The sequence below is a fragment of the Aestuariivita sp. genome (assembly GCF_049276915.1).
GTDB lineage: Bacteria > Pseudomonadota > Alphaproteobacteria > Rhodobacterales > Rhodobacteraceae > Aestuariivita.
The window spans coordinates 1-16210 of sequence record NZ_JBASXK010000024.1 but is presented as its reverse complement, the minus strand read 5'-3'; the positions used below and the strand labels follow the sequence as shown (position 1 = coordinate 16210).

Sequence of the window (16210 nt, the reverse complement as noted above, 5' to 3'; positions counted from 1 at the left end):
GCGGTAAAATCCGGTCACCACCGCGTGACATCTGATGTCAGGTGATTGCGCGACTCGGAATCCGGGGACAAGCTGGACCTGTACCGGAGGTGGATCCATGAAAACGATCGACAGTATCAAATCACTGGCCCTGACCCTTTTGATTGTCGCGGGCTTTGCCCTGAAAGGCACCGAGGCGCATGCAGCGCAGACCGAAACCCTGACCGTTGCGGGCGGATGTTTCTGGTGTGTCGAGGCCGATTTCGAAAAAGTACCGGGCGTGAAAGAGGTGGTCTCGGGCTATACCGGCGGATCGGTGTCAAACCCCAGCTACAAGCAGGTGGTTGCCGGCAATACAGGCCATTACGAAGCCGTTCAGATCCAGTTCGATCCCGACGTTGTATCGCGTGAGGCGCTGTTGAACGATTTTCTGCGCTCGGTTGATCCGACAGATGCAGGCGGTCAGTTCTGCGATCGTGGCGACAGCTATCGCACCGCGATTTTCGTCTCTAACGCGGAAGAAAAGGCGCTTGCACAGGCCGCGCTGGCAAAAGCGCAGGCCGAACTTGGACAGGCGATCGTGACACCGATCCTGTCCGCAGGCACGTTTTACGAGGCCGAGGCCTATCATCAGGATTACTATAAAAGCAGTGGTCTGGTGATAACCCGGGCGGGCCCGAAAACCAAGGCCAGCGCATACAAGTTTTACCGTCAGGCCTGTGGCCGCGATCACCGCGTGCGCCAGTTGTGGGGCAATGCGGCACCCTTTGCGGGCAGCTAAAGCATCAGATCCTGAAGATCTTTCAGATCGGGAATGACATCTGCCGTGCCATGGCGCGTCACCATGATCGATGCCGCCAGGTTCGCCTGCGAGATCGCCTGCGCCATGGGCAGGCCGCGATCCATCCCGGCCAGCACGTAACCGGTAAAGGTATCGCCCGCCCCGGTGGTATCGACAGCGGTGACCTTTCGGGCGGAAAACGCCTGATCAGAGCCTGTTTCGGCATTGATCCACCGCGCGCCATCCGCGCCAAGCGTGACGATGATATCACGCACGGCCATGTCGGTGATCGGCTTGCCCAACGCGGTTTCAAGTTGCCCGGCCTCGACCGCATTCAGGATCAGAAGATCAAGGTAGGGCAGCACCGCCTGAACGGACCCGGCGTCGAAGGGTGCCGCGGCATAGCAGACGGTCAGGCCCATCTCATGACCCAGACGCGCGGTATCGGCCTGGGCATTGGTTTCATTTTGCAGGATCAGCAGGTCACCGGTTTGCGCCTCGGACAAAGCCTGGGCGATCACGTCCGGGGGAATGGCGCGATTTGCCCCGGAAAAGATGATGATCTGGTTCTCGCCCGACGCCTCGACGGCGACGATGGCATGGCCGGTGGGTTTGTCGACCTGCGCGATATGGCGGGTATCGACGCCATATTCCAGCAACCTCTCCTGCGCCCAGCGCCCATCCACGCCCACAGCGCCGATATGGCAGACACGCGATCCGGCGCGGGCGGCGGCAACGGACATGTTGGCCCCTTTGCCGCCCAGGAACTCGGATCTGGTGTCGGCTGCCACCGTCTCACCGGCACGCGGCAGGCTGGGCAGGCCATAGACCATGTCCAGATTGATCGAACCCAGGTTCCAGATCGTCATCAGCCGATCTCACAACTGGCCAGGATCGCCATGTTGAGAATGTCATTGGCCGTGGATTGGGTCGAGGCGATCTGAATGGGCTTGTCGACGCCGGTCAGGATCGGGCCAATCACCGTGGCACCACCCATTTCCTGCATCAGCTTGACCGAGATACTGGCGGAATGCCGGGCAGGCACGACCAGGATATTCGCCGGTCCGGACAGACGACAGAACGGATACTGCGCCTGCGCCTGCGCATTCAGCGCCACGTCGACGGTCATTTCGCCTTCGAATTCGAAACTGACGCCGCGCCGTTCCAGAACGCGCGGTGCCTGGTGCATCTTTTCCGCACGCTCGGACACCGGATAGCCGAATGTCGAAAAGCTCACGAAGGCCACGCGCGGTTCCAGCCCCATGTGTCGCGCGACATCGGCCGCCCGTTCGGCGATATTGGCCAGATCCTCGCTGTCGGGCCATTCATGCACCAGCGTATCGGCGATCAGGACGATCCGCCCCTTGTGCAGCAAGGCGGTGATCCCCGCCGCCCCATGCGCCGCGTCGGCATCAAACACGTGATTGATCCGTTCAAGCGCATGCGCCGATTTGCGCGTGGCACCCGTGACCAGCCCGTCCCCATGACCATGCGCCAGCATCAGCGCGGCAAAAACGTGCCTGTCACGCGCGGCAAGGCGGTGGATATCCTGACGGTCAAAGCCCTTGCGGCTGAGCCTGTTGAACAGGAATGTCTTGTAGGTTTCCAGATGCGAGGTATTGGCCGCGTTCACCACCTCAAGCTCGCGGGCGGCGTCACCCATGCCTGCCTGTTCCAGCTTGGCTTTGACATCGTCGGACCGGCCGACCACCAGCGCCTTGCCAAGGCCCGAGCGTTGATAGGTCACGGCGGCCCGCAGAACACGGGGGTCATCGCCTTCGGCAAAGATCATCCGCGACTGGGCAGCGCGCGCGCGCGAGTTGAGACCGCGCAGGATGCTTGCCGTGGGGTCCATCCGGGCCTTGAGGCTCAGCTCATAAGCCTCCATGTCGATGATCGGGCGGCGTGCCGCGCCCGTGTTCATCCCGGCCTTGGCCACCGCCGGAGGAATGCGCCAGATCAGACGCGGATCAAACGGCGTCGGGATGATGTAGTCGCGCCCGAACGAAAGGCTTTTGCCATAGGCCAGGGCAACCTCGTCCGGCACATCTTCGCGCGCCAGGGCAGCCAGGGCATGGGCACAGGCGATCTTCATCTCGTCATTGATGGCGCGTGCATGGATGTCCAGCGCTCCACGGAACAGGTAGGGAAAGCCCAATACGTTATTCACCTGATTGGGATAATCGCTGCGCCCGGTGGCCACGATGGCATCGACACGCACCGCATGCGCCTCTTCTGGCGTGATTTCAGGGTCGGGATTTGCCATGGCAAAGATAACCGGATTGTCAGCCATCGAGGCGACCATGTCCTGCGTGACAGCCCCCTTGACCGAAACCCCCAGGAACACGTCAGCCCCTTTCATCGCTTCTTCGAGAGAGCGCATCTGGGTCTCGACCGCATGGGCCGATTTCCACTGGTTCATGCCCTCGGTCCGGCCCTGATAGATCACGCCCTTGGTGTCACACATGATGCAGTTCTGATGGCGCGCGCCCATGGATTTCAACAGCTCGAGACAGGCGATGCCTGCGGCACCGGCTCCGTTAAGCACAATGCGGACGTCTTCGATCTTCTTGCCCGACAGATGCAGCGCGTTGATCAGGCCAGCCGCGCAGATCACCGCCGTGCCATGCTGATCATCGTGAAAGACGGGAATATCCATCTCTTCCTTGAGGCGCTGTTCGATGATGAAACACTCCGGTGCCTTGATGTCTTCCAGATTGATGCCGCCAAAGGTCGGGCCCATCAGCCGAACCGCTTTGCAGAACTCATCCGGGTCTTCGGTGTCCAGCTCGATATCGATCGAGTTCACATCGGCAAAGCGTTTGAACAGAACCGCCTTGCCCTCCATCACCGGCTTGGAGCCCAGCGCGCCCAGATTGCCCAGACCCAACACCGCCGTCCCGTTCGAGATCACGGCCACAAGGTTACCCTTGTTGGTATAATCATAGGCGGTTTCGGGATTGGCCGCGATCGCCTCGCAGGGCACGGCAACGCCGGGCGAATACGCCAGGCTCAGGTCACGCTGCGTGGTCATCGGCACGGTTGCGGTGATCTCGAACTTGCCGGGTGAGGGCTCCAGATGAAAGGCCAAAGCCTCTTCGGACGTGATCTTGGTATTGGCCATCTCTTGCTCTCCCTGTGCGGCTGCGAAGTCATAACGCAGGCGGCGCAGCGCCTCAACGGGTCTTGCGTTTTCGCCTTTCGCCCCGTGGGTGTGATTTGTAAGGTCGCACAAGGCGAAACCGGGGGGTTCGGCGTTGAACACGATCACGCCCATGATGGCGCAATATCTTGAGATCAAGGAGGCGCATCCCGATGCGCTCCTGTTCTATCGCATGGGCGATTTCTACGAGATGTTCTTTGACGATGCCGTCGCCGCCGCCGAGGCGCTGGATATCGCGCTGACCAAACGCGGCAAACACGACGGCGATGACATCCCGATGTGCGGCGTTCCTGTTCATGCCGCCGAAGGATACCTGCTGACGCTGATCCGCAAGGGCTTTCGCGTTGCAGTCTGTGAACAGTTGGAAAGCCCGGCAGAGGCAAAGAAGCGCGGATCGAAATCCGTGGTCAAACGCGGTGTCGTCCGGCTGGTCACGCCCGGAACGCTGACCGAAGACGCTTTGCTGGAAGCGCGTAGGCACAATTTCCTGGCGGCCTATATGGATGTGCGCGGGTCTGCCGCGCTGGCCTGGGCGGATATCTCGACCGGCGCGTTCCATGTCATGCCGATCTCGCCCGCGCGGCTTTCACCGGAACTGGCACGCCTGGCCCCCTCCGAGCTGATCGTGTCAGAAGCATCCGAATCCGATTTGCTGGAACTGACCTCGGATCTGGGGATTGCGATGACCCCACTGAGACGCGCCAGCTTTGACAGCACGAATGCCCAAAAGCGCATCTGTGATCTGTTCTCGGTCAGTACGCTGGATGCCTTCGCGCCCTTCGAAAGGGCCGAGGTTTCCGCGATGGGTGCCCTGGTCGATTACCTCGACATCACTCAGAAAGGCAAACTCCCGCTGCTGCAACCGCCGCAACGCGAGGCGCAGGAGCGGGTCGTACAGATCGATGCGGCCACCCGGCGCAACCTGGAACTGACCCATGCCCTGTCTGGGGGGCGGGCGGGATCGCTCCTGGCGGTCATGGATCGCACGACAACATCCGGGGGCGCGCGCCTGCTTGAACAACGCCTCTCCAGCCCCTCGCGGGATCTGGCAACGGTGTCACACCGCCTCGATGCCGTCAGCTTTTTCGTAGAGGACAGCACCCTGTGCGATCACATTCGCGCGGCGTTGCGCAAGGTTCCGGATCTGGATCGCGCCCTGTCACGCCTGTCGCTTGGGCGCGGCGGCCCGCGTGATCTCGCTGCGATCCGCAACGGGCTGACCCAGGCCGACGAGATCGCCGTCCACGCGACACCCCTCGCCCTGCCCGATCTGCTGGTCAGCGCCATCACGGATCTGCGCGGGCATGGCGCGCTGATTGATCTGCTGGATGCGGCGCTGGTGGCCGAACCCCCGCTTTTGGCGCGCGATGGCGGTTTCATCGCCCAAGGCTATGACGATGAACTCGACGAGGCGCGCACTCTGCGCGACCAGGGCCGATCGGTCATCGCGCAGATGCAGCAGGACTATGCCACCCAGACCGGAATCCCCTCGCTCAAGATCAAGCATAACAATGTGCTGGGCTATTTCATCGAAACCACGGCAACACATGCCGAAAAGATGATGTCACCGCCCCTGTCGGACACATTCATCCACCGCCAGACCACCGCAAACCAGGTGCGCTTTACCACCGTGCCGCTCTCGGACATGGAGACGCGGATCCTGAACGCAGGAGGCCGGGCGCTGGATATCGAAAAGCGGCTCTATGACGGGCTTTCCGGCGCAATTCTGGATCAGGCAGCGCGGGTCAGCGCCACCGCCCGAGCGCTGGCGGAATTCGATCTGGCAAGCTCTCTGGCCGATCTGGCGAGGGGTGAGAACTGGTGCCTGCCACAGGTTGATACATCGCGGGGCTTTGCCATCACCGGCGGGCGCCACCCGGTGGTCGAACAGGCGCTGAAGAAACAGGGCGGTACCAGCTTCATTGCTAACGACTGCACCCTGTCGGCCGAAGACGGCGCGGCGGTCTGGCTGCTCACAGGTCCGAACATGGCCGGCAAATCAACCTTCCTGCGCCAGAACGCCCTGATCGCGCTTCTGGCCCAGATGGGCAGCTATGTGCCCGCCGAGGCGGCCCATATCGGCATGGTCAGCCAGATCTTCAGCCGGGTCGGAGCCTCGGACGATCTTGCGCGCGGGCGATCAACCTTCATGGTCGAGATGGTGGAAACCGCCGCCATTCTCAATCAGGCCGATGACCGCGCGCTGGTGATCCTCGATGAAATCGGGCGCGGCACCGCAACCTATGACGGTCTCTCCATCGCCTGGGCCTCGCTGGAACATCTGCACGAGGCGAACCGTTGCCGCGCCCTGTTTGCCACCCATTACCACGAACTCACCGCCCTGGCGGGCAAGCTCGCTGGCGTCGATAACGCCACCGTGGCGGTCAAGGAATGGGAGGGCGAGGTGATTTTCCTGCATGAGGTGCACAAGGGTGCCGCCGATCGCAGCTATGGCGTGCAGGTCGCCCAACTGGCCGGCCTGCCGAAATCCGTGGTCGAACGTGCCCGCGTCGTCCTGGATGCCCTGGAAAAAGGCGAACGCGAGGGCGGCGGAACACAAAAGGCGATCATCGACGATCTGCCGCTGTTCTCGGTTGCCGCAAAACCCCCGCCCCCGCCCTCAAGACCATCGCCCCTGGATGATCTGATCTCCCAGGTCCATCCCGATGAGCTGACCCCGAGGGAAGCGCTCGATCTGATCTATAAACTGAAAGAGGCGGCCAGATCCTGACCGCCCCCTGCTTCTTTCTGGTCTCAAATACCCGGCTCCGACCGCACCGTCAGCGCAGCATCAGCCCGGATTGGACGACACCCCGACCTGCGCGGGCCGCAACAGGCGGTCGTGCAACATGAAGCCTTCGGTCGAGACCTGGATGATGTCGCCGGCCTTTGTGCCCGGCAGCGGGGCCTCGAACATGGCTTCGTGGTGCTGCGGGTCGAACCGATCACCGACCTGCGGCGCAATCACGGTGATGCCATGTCTTTTGAACACGTTGAGCAATTCGCGCATGGTCAGCTCGACACCCTCGATAAGGGCAGCGGCCGAGGCGCGCTCCCCCTCACCCGCAGCATCCAGCGCGCGCTTGAGGTTGTCATAGACCGGAAGCATGTCGCGGGACAGTTTCGATCCGCCATATTGCTCGGCCTCGCGCCGCGCCTTTTCCGAGCGTTTGCGCGCGTTTTCCGTCTCGGCCAGGGCGCGCATGAACTTGTCCTTATAGTCATCCCGCTCGGCGCGCAGCGTATCCAGCTCAATCTCTTCATCCGAGATCTCTGCGATCTCGTCCGCCAGGGCTTCAGCCTCGGCGGCGTTGATATCATCAAGAAAGTCGTCTTCTTTCGGCTCTGCCATTTTCAAACCTCTAGTTCCGGTCGGAAATCAATTTGCCGACCAGCTGTGCGGTGTAGTCCACGATCGGAACGATGCGCCCATAGTTCAGGCGGGTTGGTCCGATCACCCCCACAGCTCCGATGATCTTACGGTCTGCGTTCATATATGGAGAGACCACCAGAGAGGAACCCGAAAGTGAAAAAAGTTTGTTCTCTGAGCCAATAAAAATGCGCACACCTTCGCCATCTTCTGTGAGTTCAAGAAAATCAGCGATATCTCGCTTGCGTTCAAGATCATCAAACAGGGTGCGAATGCGCTCCAGCTCGTCTTCGGCACCTTCGGTGTCCAGCAAATGGGACCGCCCGCGTACGATCAGGCGTTCGGCATCCATGGTATCACCGTCCCAAATGGCCATACCTGATTCGACCATGGCCTGGGCCAACTGATCAATCTCGCGGCGATTGCGCGAGATCTCGGTCTGGATGACACTGCGCAATTCGGTCAGGGTCTTGCCGTCAGTCAGGGCGTTCAGGAAATTGGCCGCTTCGCGCATCGAAGACGGGGTATGTCCGGGCGGCGGTGTGAACAGACGATTCTCCACATGCCCATCGGTAAAGACCAGAACCACCAGCGCCCGGTCATGGGCAAGCGAGACAAACTCGATATGCTTCAGCGCGGCTTCGCGTTTCGGCGTCAGAACCACCGAGGCCCCGCGCGTCACACCCGAAAGCGCCGAGCCGACGCGATCCAGCAAAGTGCCCACATCCTTGGAATTGCTGGAAACCGTGGCGTCGATCATCTCGCGATCGCCCTCATCCAGATCGCTGACCTCAAGCAATCCATCGACGAACATGCGCAGACCCATCTGCGTCGGAATACGCCCCGCGCTGACATGGGGGCTGTCCAACAGGCCCAGATATTCCAGGTCCTGCATCACGTTGCGGATCGTCGCCGCGCTGACCTTTTCGCTCAGGGTGCGGGTCAGGGTGCGTGATCCGACGGGATCGCCGTTTTCAAGATAGGATTCCACCACCCGGCGAAAGACTTCGCGCGAGCGGTCATTCATCTCTTGCAGCAGATACGGAGCGTCAGCCATTGATGTCCCTCATCAGGGTGCCATTAAATTCGAGCCGCAGCAAAGGTCAATCGGGCTTGCATCATATGAGGGCGGGACGGTATCCCGACCTCAGGTAGAAAAGGATTTCCCATGCGACCCTCAGGAAGAGACTTAAGTGAAATGCGCGCGGTTTCAATCGAAACAGGCTTCACGAAACATGCAGAAGGGTCCTGTCTGATCAAGATTGGCGACACCCATGTGCTGTGCACAGCAACAATTGAAGACCGCGTTCCACCCTTTATCAAGGGGTCCGGCCTTGGTTGGGTGACCGCCGAATACGGAATGCTGCCCCGCGCAACCAACACGCGGATGCGCCGTGAAGCCGCAAGCGGCAAACAAGGCGGGCGCACCGTTGAAATTCAGCGCCTGATCGGACGCTCGCTGCGGGCGGGCGTGGACCGCGTAGCGCTTGGCGAACGCCAGATCACGGTGGATTGCGATGTTCTGCAAGCCGATGGCGGCACGCGCTGTGCATCGATCACCGGTGGCTGGATCGCGCTGCGCCTTGCGGTGAACAAGCTGATGAAGGCCGGAGACGTGATCAGTGACCCGCTGCTGGACCCGGTCGCCGCCGTCAGCTGCGGTATTTATGCCGGTCAGCCCGTTCTGGATCTGGATTACCCCGAAGATTCCGAAGCCGGCGTGGATGGCAATTTCATCATGACCGGCTCCAAGCGCATGATCGAAGTGCAGATGAGCGCCGAAGGCTCCTCTTATTCGCGCGATCAGATGAACCAGATGCTGGATCTGGCTGAAAAGGGCGTGGAAGAACTGGTTGCGGCGCAAAGGGCTGCAACTGCATGACACGCGCTTTCTTGGGCGACCGGCTTTTGGTGGCGACGCATAATCAGGGCAAGCTTGACGAAATCGCCCATCTGCTTGAACCATATGGAGTCTCGGTGGTGGGTGCCGCCGAGATGAACCTGCCCGAACCCGAAGAGACCGAGACCACATTTGTCGGCAACGCCCGGATCAAGGCCCATGCTGCGGCCAAAGCCACGGGGCTGCCTGCCCTGTCCGATGATTCTGGGATCGAGATCGACGGTCTGGACGGTGCACCGGGTGTCTATACGGCCGATTGGGCGGAAACGCCCAATGGTCGGGATTTCGTGATGGCCATGACCCGCGCCCACGACGCGCTTGAGGCCAAGGGCGCGCCGCACCCGCGCAAGGCGCGTTTTTGCTGCACCTTGGTTCTGGCCTGGCCGGATGGTCATGACGAAGTGTTTCCCGGCGTGATGGCCGGTCAGATCGTCTGGCCGATGCGCGGCAACCAGGGTCATGGATATGATCCGATCTTTCAGCCGGACGGATATGACATCACCTTTGGCGAGATGGATCGCTGGGAAAAGAACAAGATCAGCCACCGTGCGGATGCCTTCGCCAAACTGGTCTCAGGCTGTTTTGGCTGAGGATTGGCAAAACGGGGGCTTTGGTCTTTATATCCATTGGCCGTTCTGCCAAGCCAAATGCCCGTATTGCGACTTTAACAGCCATGTCGTGCGCCACATCGATCAATCAGCTTGGGTCAGAGCCTATATTCATGAGCTGGATCGCGTGGCCGGCGAGCTTCCCCACCGCGTGCTGAACACGATCTTCTTTGGCGGAGGCACCCCCAGCCTGATGGCCCCGGACACCGTTGCGGCGATCCTAGATCACGTCAAACGGCTCTGGCCCATGGGAAATGACCCTGAAATCACTCTTGAGGCCAATCCGGGTTCTGTCGAGGCCGGAAAGTTCCGTGGCTTTCGCGATGCCGGGGTGACGCGGATCTCGATGGGGATACAGGCGCTGAATGACCGCGATCTGCAAAGGTTGGGCCGTATCCATTCGGTGAGCGAGGCCATGGCCGCCTTTGATATCGCCCGCAATTGCTTTGATCGGGTAAGTTTTGATCTGATTTATGCCCGCCAGGATCAGACCATCGCGGATTGGGAGAATGAGCTGAAACAGGCTCTGAATATGGCGATTGATCATCTTTCTCTCTATCAGCTCACCATCGAGGACGGAACCGCCTTCGGGGATCGCTACAAGATCGGAAAGCTGCGCGGATTGCCGGATGATGACACTGCAGCGGATATGTTCGCGGTAACGCAATCGCTGTGTACAGATGCCGGATTGCTGAACTATGAGGTCTCGAACCACGCCAGGCCCGGCGCGGAATCCCGGCACAACCTGATCTATTGGCGGTATGGAGATTATGCCGGGATCGGCCCCGGCGCGCATGGCCGGATCACGCTGGACGGGCAGCGCTTTGCCACGGAATGTCTGCGGGCACCGGGGGCCTGGCTGCAGGCAGTCGATCAGGGTCGTGCGGAATCGGTGCGCATGCCGATTTCACCCCACGAACAGGCCCAGGAATATCTGCTGATGGGGCTGCGCCTGCGCGATGGCATTGATCTGGAGAGATACCGCAACCTGTCCGGCACGGCGATTGACCCGGTCGCAATCGATCATCTGATCGATCTTGGCATGGTGACAGCAAGGAATCAGAGTTTATCCGTTACAGATCAAGGGCTTATGGTTCTGAACTCGGTTATTGCCGAACTGGCCAGCGATTAGGGATTGCTGAGCAAACGACAGATCGTGTCCAGATCCTCAAGCGAGCCATAGCGGATCGTGATCGCTCCGGCCTCCTGACCTGCCGGGTGATCAATCTGAACCTTCATGGCCAGCATCGCTGACAGATCGCCCTCGAGCGCCTTGGTGTCAGCATCTTTCTCGACCTCTGGACGCGTGGTCCTGGTTTTCTTGGCGGTCGGCTGAGAGTCGGACTTGGCAAGCTTTTCGGTTTCGCGCACCGAAAGGCCTTTCTTGACAACAATCTGCGCCAGCGCAAGCGGGTCATCCGAGGTGATGAGGGCGCGCGCATGTCCTGCGCTCAGCAGGCTTTGGCGCAGCATGTCCTGAACCTCGACCGGAAGCGTCAGAAGGCGCATGAGGTTGGCGACATGGCTGCGGCTCTTGCCCATCGCCTCGGCCAGCTTTTCCTGCGTATGGCCAAACCGATCCATCAACAGACGATAGCCCGAGGCTTCTTCCACCGGGTTCAGGTCTGCGCGCTGGATGTTCTCGATGATCGCGACTTCAAGAACTTCGGTATCTGTAAAGTCGCGGATGATCACCGGCACTTGGTGCAGCTGGGCCTGCTGAGCGGCCCGCCAGCGGCGCTCACCGGCCACGATCTCGTAACCGGCTCCTTTGGCGCGCACGATCAGGGGCTGAATGATCCCCTTTTCGCGGATCGATGCGGCCAGTTCGTCCAGTGCCTCCTTGGCAAAGCTTTGGCGGGGCTGTTCCGGGTTCGGGGTGACTTTCTCGATCGGGACGAATTGATCAGCCGCACGCACAGGCTCGGCGGAGCTGCGCGCCGCCTCATTGGGCACATCGGCCATCAAAGCCGACAGACCGCGACCCAGACCACGAGATTTACCTTTTTTGTCAGTCATATAGCTCTCCTCTGCTCTCAAGCGGCCTGTTTCTTCTGGTTGCGCATCACCTCTTGCGCCAAGGCGCGATACGCCTTTGCCCCCTGCGAGGTCGGATCATAGGACAACACCGGCATCGCAAATGACGGTGCCTCGCTTACGCGGACATTGCGCGGGATGATCGTGGCAAAGACCAGATCTCCAAGATTGTCCCGCGCATCCTGTTCCACCTGCTGAGACAGGTTGTTGCGCCGGTCGAACATCGTGAGAACCACACCTTCGATCCGCAACGTCGGATTTGCGGTCTGGCGCACCTCACGAATGGTGAGCATAAGCTGCGACAGCCCCTCAAGCGCGAAGAATTCGCTTTGTAGCGGCACAAGCACGGAATGCGCGGCAACCATCGCGTTGACCGTCAAAAGGTTCAGCGATGGCGGGCAATCAATCAGGATATAATCGAACGCATAGGCATCCATCGCCACCTGGCGCAATGCGTCATGCAAGAGAAAGCTGCGCTTTTCATTGGCGATCAATTCGATGTCAGCCGAGCTCAGATCGACCGTGGCGGGGATAATGGCCAGATTCTCGATAGATGTGTCCTGGATTACCTCGTCCAGAGCTGCGTCATCCACCAAAAGCTCATAAGTTGTTGCGATGCGCTGCGCGGTCTCGATTCCCAATCCGGTCGAGGCATTGCCCTGTGGGTCAAGATCGACAACCAGAACGCGCCGGTCCTGTTCGGCCAGGGCAGCCGCAAGATTGATCGTGGTCGTGGTTTTTCCCACGCCGCCCTTTTGGTTGGCAACAGCGATGATACGCGGTCCGACAGGGCGGGACAGGTCAGTCACGCGAGACTCCTTTGATCTTCAAGATGACGGCACCGTCATGAGTTTGACTTGTAATCGCTTCGCAGTCGAAGGTCCAAGCCTCCTGCGCCTCCAAAAGCTCTTTTTGCCAGTTTTCGCCCTTTTGGAACAAGGCATATCCTTCCGGATCAAGGTGACGGTCGGCAAAGGCCAGCAAAGATGCCAGATCGCTTAATGCGCGGGCGGACAGAATATCTGCGGCCTGCCCTGGTGCAGATTCGATCCGGTCACACAATACCTTGGCGTTCAGTTCAAGCTCACGGATTACCGTACGCAGAAAGGCCGATTTGCGCTGATCGCTTTCAATGAAGGTAAACCGGGTGTGTGGCCATGTTTCCTTGGCCATGGCGGCAACGACCACTCCGGGAAAGCCGCCCCCGGTGCCGATGTCCACCCAATGATCGCAGGCGTATCCGCATTGAGCGACCTGAACAGAATCAAGAATATGTCGCCGCCAGAGGTCCGACTGATCCTTCCTGGAAATCAGGTTGATCTTTGGGGTCCACTTGAGAACAAGATCAGCGAAGGCGCGCAGACGCTCCTCTGTTTCACGTGAAACATTCGGGATGTCACCTCTCATCAGGCGGTTTTCTTTTGCGCGTCCCGCTTGATCCGCCCAAGGATCAGCGCCAGCGCTGCGGGAGTCATGCCGTCAATACGCGCGGCCTGAAGCAGGTTGGCAGGTCTTGCGCGATCAAGTTTGGTCTTCAGCTCGTTCGAAAGGCTGTCAATGGACTGATAATCGAATTCGGGCGGAATCGGTTGCGCCTCGTCTTTCTTGAGGGAATCGACGTCTTTCTGCTGGCGCGCGATGTAATTCGAATAGAGCGCATCCCGTTCGATCTGCCGCCGTGTGGCATCGTCGAACTCTGCCAAACCGGGGTCCAGCGGCAAAAGATCCTCGAATGAGACATCCGGAAAGGACAGCAGGGCAAGCCCGGTGCGACGCGTGCCATCCTGATTGACCTGAATGCCCGCAGCCAGCGCCTCTTTCGGAGAATAGGTCGTCGCGCCCAGGCGATCACGCAGAGCGCCCAGTTTGTCCATCTTGGCGTCAAAGGATTTTCGGCGCGCCTCGCCCACACAACCAAGATCAACGCCAATCTGCGTCAGCCGCTGGTCTGCATTATCTGCCCGCAGGGACAGCCGAAATTCTGCGCGCGAGGTGAACATTCGGTACGGCTCGGTCACGCCACGGGTGGTCAGGTCGTCGATCATCACGCCGATATAGCTGTTCGAGCGGCTGAACGTGATCGCCTCCCTGCCCTGAACCGCCAGCGCCGCATTCAGGCCGGCAACCAGTCCTTGCGCTGCTGCCTCCTCATATCCTGTGGTCCCGTTGATCTGACCCGCAAGATATAGTCCTGGAACATCCTTCAGACCCAGCTGCAGCGTCAGCGCGCGCGGATCGACATAGTCGTATTCGATGGCATAACCCGGTTGAAGGATGACCGCGCGCTCTAGCCCGACAATGGAATGAACATAGGCCTCCTGCACATCCTGCGGCAGTGAGGTCGAGATCCCATTGGGATAAATCGTGTGGTCATCCGCGCCCTCTGGCTCCAGGAAAATCTGATGCGAGGTTTTTTCCGCAAACCGGACAATCTTGTCTTCGATCGAGGGGCAATAACGCGGGCCGACACCTTCGATATGACCTCCGTACATCGCCGATTTACTGAGGTTTTCCTCGATAATCTCATGGGTTCGCGCATTGGTATGGGTGATCCCGCAGGAGATCTGCGGAGCAGAAACGGCTGTCGACATGAAGGAAAACAGCGTCGGTTCATCATCACCGGGCTGCATATCCAGCCCATCCCAATTGATCGTACGCCCATCCAGCCGAGGCGGCGTGCCGGTTTTCAGCCGCCCAAGAGGCAAGCCAAAGGAGTCGATCCGTTCCGCCAGTTTGATGGACGGTTTGTCGCCCATCCGGCCACCGGGGCGGGCCACGTCCCCTATGTGGATGACCCCGCGAAGGAACGTTCCCGAGGTCAAGACAACGGCACCAGCATGGATCTCGCTGCCATCGCCCAGAACAACGCCGGCGACTCGCGGGCCTTCCATCACGAAATCAACAGCCTCACCGATGATGATCTGCAGGTTTTCCCGCGCTTCGATCTCGGCCAGCATGGTTTGGCGATAGATCTTGCGGTCAGCTTGCGCGCGCGGGCCCTGGACTGCGGGCCCCTTCCGCCGGTTCAGCAGACGGAACTGGATACCCGCCTTGTCCGCCACCCGACCCATTACGCCATCCAGCGCGTCGATCTCGCGCACCAGGTGGCCTTTGCCCAGACCGCCAATGGCCGGGTTGCAGGACATCACGCCGATCCCCTCACGGGTCAGCGTGATCATCGCCGTCAACGCACCCATCCGGGCCGCGGCATGGGCCGCTTCGGCTCCGGCGTGTCCGCCTCCGATAACAATGACGTCAAAATGTTTCACGTGAAACACTCCTCACTTACCCAGGCAAAAGCTTGCGAAAATCTCATCCAGCAGGTTTTCAACGTCGATACGGCCCACCAAAGATTCAAGAGCACGAATCGCCGTTCGTATCTCTTCTGCTGCTATATCATAGTGATCGGCGCCAAGGGACATCATCTGCTGGCCCGCGATCAAGGCAGAGCACGCCCGTTCCATTGCAATCTTGTGGCGCTCGCGGGTGGCGAGGCCCGCAGATTGGGAGCGGGCTTTCAGAATCACAGAAATGCGATCAACCAGATCGGATACGCCCTCACCAGTCAGGCCAGAGATCGCGTTTTCCTTCTGCTCGGACTGATCAGCCTTCGGGCGCAGGACGATATCCTCTGGCAAGGGCTCAAGAGGAAGGCCATCGCCCTCTGTCAGGAAAACGCGCAGATCGGCTTGTTTTGCGCGTCGCAAGGCCAGATCGATGCCGATCCCTTCGACAACATCCTCGGTCTCGCGCAGACCGGCGGTATCCAGCAAAGTCACAGGCAGGCCGCTCAGGTCCATGCGCACTTCGATAATGTCCCGGGTTGTTCCGGCATACTCCGAGGTTATTGCCGCATCGCGCCCAGCCAGATGATTGAGAAGCGTGGATTTCCCCACATTCGGAGGTCCAACGATGGCAACCTCGAAACCGCTGCGGATGCGTTCTGCCATTTCAATACCCGAGGTCTGCCGCTGCAGCTCGTCCGCCACACGCGCCAGCAAGCTGTTCACCTCGGGCGTAACATCTGTAGGAACATCCTCATCCGCGAAATCTATGGTTGCCTCTATCAATGCGGCGGCTCGGATCAGATCCGTTCGCCAGCGTTCCGCCAGACCACCCAGCGCGCCTGCAAAGGTTCTCTGCGCCTGTCTGCGTTGCGCTTCGGTTTCCGCGTCGATCAGATCAGCAAGACCTTCGACCTGCGCCAGGTCAAGGCGGCCGTTCTCAAGCGCGCGCCGGGTGAACTCCCCCGGCTCGGCCAGGCGAAGCCCCTCCTGACGGGACAGTTCTGACAAGACGGCCGCAATAATGGCGGTGCTGCCGTGGCATTGAAGCTCGACCACATCTTCGCCCGTAAAGCTGCGCGGTTGAT

At 60.1% G+C, this 16210-nt stretch carries 14 protein-coding genes; 5 read left to right on the top strand and 9 right to left on the bottom strand.

Annotated features, from left to right (window positions below):
- Positions 1 to 97 precede the first annotated feature (97 nt).
- Positions 98 to 760: a peptide-methionine (S)-S-oxide reductase MsrA gene (gene msrA / locus WAO69_RS02310; RefSeq protein WP_422176333.1), complete on the top strand. Its 663-nt coding sequence runs from the start codon at positions 98 to 100 to the stop codon at positions 758 to 760.
- On the opposite strand, the gene WAO69_RS02305 is transcribed toward msrA, so the two are convergent.
- Together WAO69_RS02305 and WAO69_RS02300 are read right to left on the bottom strand one after the other, a co-directional pair.
- Positions 757 to 1629, bottom strand: a complete 873-nt coding sequence (locus WAO69_RS02305) for a ribokinase (protein ID WP_422176331.1) — start codon at positions 1627 to 1629, stop codon at positions 757 to 759. The two genes, msrA and WAO69_RS02305, sit on opposite strands and share 4 nt — an antisense overlap.
- Positions 1629 to 3884: an NADP-dependent malic enzyme gene (locus tag WAO69_RS02300; RefSeq protein ID WP_422176367.1), complete on the bottom strand. Its 2256-nt coding sequence runs from the start codon at positions 3882 to 3884 to the stop codon at positions 1629 to 1631. The genes WAO69_RS02305 and WAO69_RS02300 overlap by 1 nt, the downstream gene beginning before the upstream one ends.
- A 151-nt stretch (positions 3885 to 4035) precedes the next feature.
- On the opposite strand from WAO69_RS02300, the gene mutS reads away from it, so the two are divergent.
- On the top strand, positions 4036 to 6654 hold the full coding sequence (mutS, locus tag WAO69_RS02295) for a DNA mismatch repair protein MutS (RefSeq protein ID WP_422176329.1): 2619 nt from the start codon (positions 4036 to 4038) through the stop codon (positions 6652 to 6654).
- Between the two features lie 60 nt (positions 6655 to 6714).
- On the opposite strand, the gene WAO69_RS02290 is transcribed toward mutS, so the two are convergent.
- Positions 6715 to 7275: a nucleotide exchange factor GrpE gene (locus WAO69_RS02290; RefSeq protein ID WP_422176327.1), complete on the bottom strand. Its 561-nt coding sequence runs from the start codon at positions 7273 to 7275 to the stop codon at positions 6715 to 6717.
- Between the two features lie 10 nt (positions 7276 to 7285).
- Positions 7286 to 8350, bottom strand: a complete 1065-nt coding sequence (gene hrcA / locus WAO69_RS02285) for a heat-inducible transcriptional repressor HrcA (RefSeq protein ID WP_422176325.1) — start codon at positions 8348 to 8350, stop codon at positions 7286 to 7288.
- Between the two features lie 111 nt (positions 8351 to 8461).
- Between hrcA and rph the strand changes: the two genes are divergently transcribed.
- From rph to hemW, 3 genes are read left to right on the top strand one after another with little or no spacing between them, the layout of a single operon-like run.
- Positions 8462 to 9175, top strand: a complete 714-nt coding sequence (rph, locus tag WAO69_RS02280; RefSeq protein WP_422176323.1) for a ribonuclease PH — start codon at positions 8462 to 8464, stop codon at positions 9173 to 9175.
- Positions 9172 to 9783 carry an RdgB/HAM1 family non-canonical purine NTP pyrophosphatase gene (gene rdgB, locus WAO69_RS02275; protein ID WP_422176321.1) on the top strand — a complete coding sequence of 204 codons (612 nt, stop codon included), beginning with the start codon at positions 9172 to 9174 and terminating at the stop codon, positions 9781 to 9783. The genes rph and rdgB overlap by 4 nt, the downstream gene beginning before the upstream one ends.
- Positions 9746 to 10933: a radical SAM family heme chaperone HemW gene (gene hemW / locus WAO69_RS02270; protein ID WP_422176318.1), complete on the top strand. Its 1188-nt coding sequence runs from the start codon at positions 9746 to 9748 to the stop codon at positions 10931 to 10933. Before rdgB ends, hemW begins: the two co-directional genes overlap by 38 nt.
- Here the strand turns inward: hemW and WAO69_RS02265 are convergent.
- The 5 genes from WAO69_RS02265 to mnmE all read right to left on the bottom strand — a co-directional run.
- Positions 10930 to 11820 carry a ParB/RepB/Spo0J family partition protein gene (locus tag WAO69_RS02265; protein ID WP_422176316.1) on the bottom strand — a complete coding sequence of 297 codons (891 nt, stop codon included), beginning with the start codon at positions 11818 to 11820 and terminating at the stop codon, positions 10930 to 10932. The two genes, hemW and WAO69_RS02265, sit on opposite strands and share 4 nt — an antisense overlap.
- 17 nt (positions 11821 to 11837) lie before the next feature.
- Positions 11838 to 12647, bottom strand: a complete 810-nt coding sequence (locus WAO69_RS02260) for a ParA family protein (RefSeq protein ID WP_422176314.1) — start codon at positions 12645 to 12647, stop codon at positions 11838 to 11840.
- A complete protein-coding gene (rsmG, locus tag WAO69_RS02255) occupies positions 12640 to 13245 on the bottom strand; it encodes a 16S rRNA (guanine(527)-N(7))-methyltransferase RsmG (RefSeq protein ID WP_422176312.1) in 606 nt (201 codons plus the stop codon). The genes WAO69_RS02260 and rsmG overlap by 8 nt, the downstream gene beginning before the upstream one ends.
- The gene (gene mnmG, locus WAO69_RS02250) at positions 13245 to 15107 is read right to left on the bottom strand and encodes a tRNA uridine-5-carboxymethylaminomethyl(34) synthesis enzyme MnmG (RefSeq protein WP_422176310.1); all 1863 of its coding nucleotides are present in this window, start codon (positions 15105 to 15107) and stop codon (positions 13245 to 13247) included. The genes rsmG and mnmG overlap by 1 nt, the downstream gene beginning before the upstream one ends.
- Before the next feature lie 12 nt (positions 15108 to 15119).
- The coding region (gene mnmE, locus WAO69_RS02245) for a tRNA uridine-5-carboxymethylaminomethyl(34) synthesis GTPase MnmE (protein ID WP_422176308.1) at positions 15120 to 16210 on the bottom strand (1091 nt) is incomplete at its 5' end.

Bases quoted from the DNA above. Each gene is read 5' to 3' on its own strand.
- msrA (WP_422176333.1), top strand. From the start codon at position 98: ATGAAAACGATCGACAGTATCAAATCACTGGCCCTGACCCTTTTGATT.
- WAO69_RS02305 (WP_422176331.1), bottom strand. From the start codon at position 1,629: ATGACGATCTGGAACCTGGGTTCGATCAATCTGGACATGGTCTATGGC.
- WAO69_RS02300 (WP_422176367.1), bottom strand. From the start codon at position 3,884: ATGGCCAATACCAAGATCACGTCCGAAGAGGCTTTGGCCTTTCATCTG.
- mutS (WP_422176329.1), top strand. From the start codon at position 4,036: ATGATGGCGCAATATCTTGAGATCAAGGAGGCGCATCCCGATGCGCTC.
- WAO69_RS02290 (WP_422176327.1), bottom strand. From the start codon at position 7,275: ATGGCAGAGCCGAAAGAAGACGACTTTCTTGATGATATCAACGCCGCC.
- hrcA (WP_422176325.1), bottom strand. From the start codon at position 8,350: ATGGCTGACGCTCCGTATCTGCTGCAAGAGATGAATGACCGCTCGCGC.
- rph (WP_422176323.1), top strand. From the start codon at position 8,462: ATGCGACCCTCAGGAAGAGACTTAAGTGAAATGCGCGCGGTTTCAATC.
- rdgB (WP_422176321.1), top strand. From the start codon at position 9,172: ATGACACGCGCTTTCTTGGGCGACCGGCTTTTGGTGGCGACGCATAAT.
- hemW (WP_422176318.1), top strand. From the start codon at position 9,746: ATGCCTTCGCCAAACTGGTCTCAGGCTGTTTTGGCTGAGGATTGGCAA.
- WAO69_RS02265 (WP_422176316.1), bottom strand. From the start codon at position 11,820: ATGACTGACAAAAAAGGTAAATCTCGTGGTCTGGGTCGCGGTCTGTCG.
- rsmG (WP_422176312.1), bottom strand. From the start codon at position 13,245: ATGAGAGGTGACATCCCGAATGTTTCACGTGAAACAGAGGAGCGTCTG.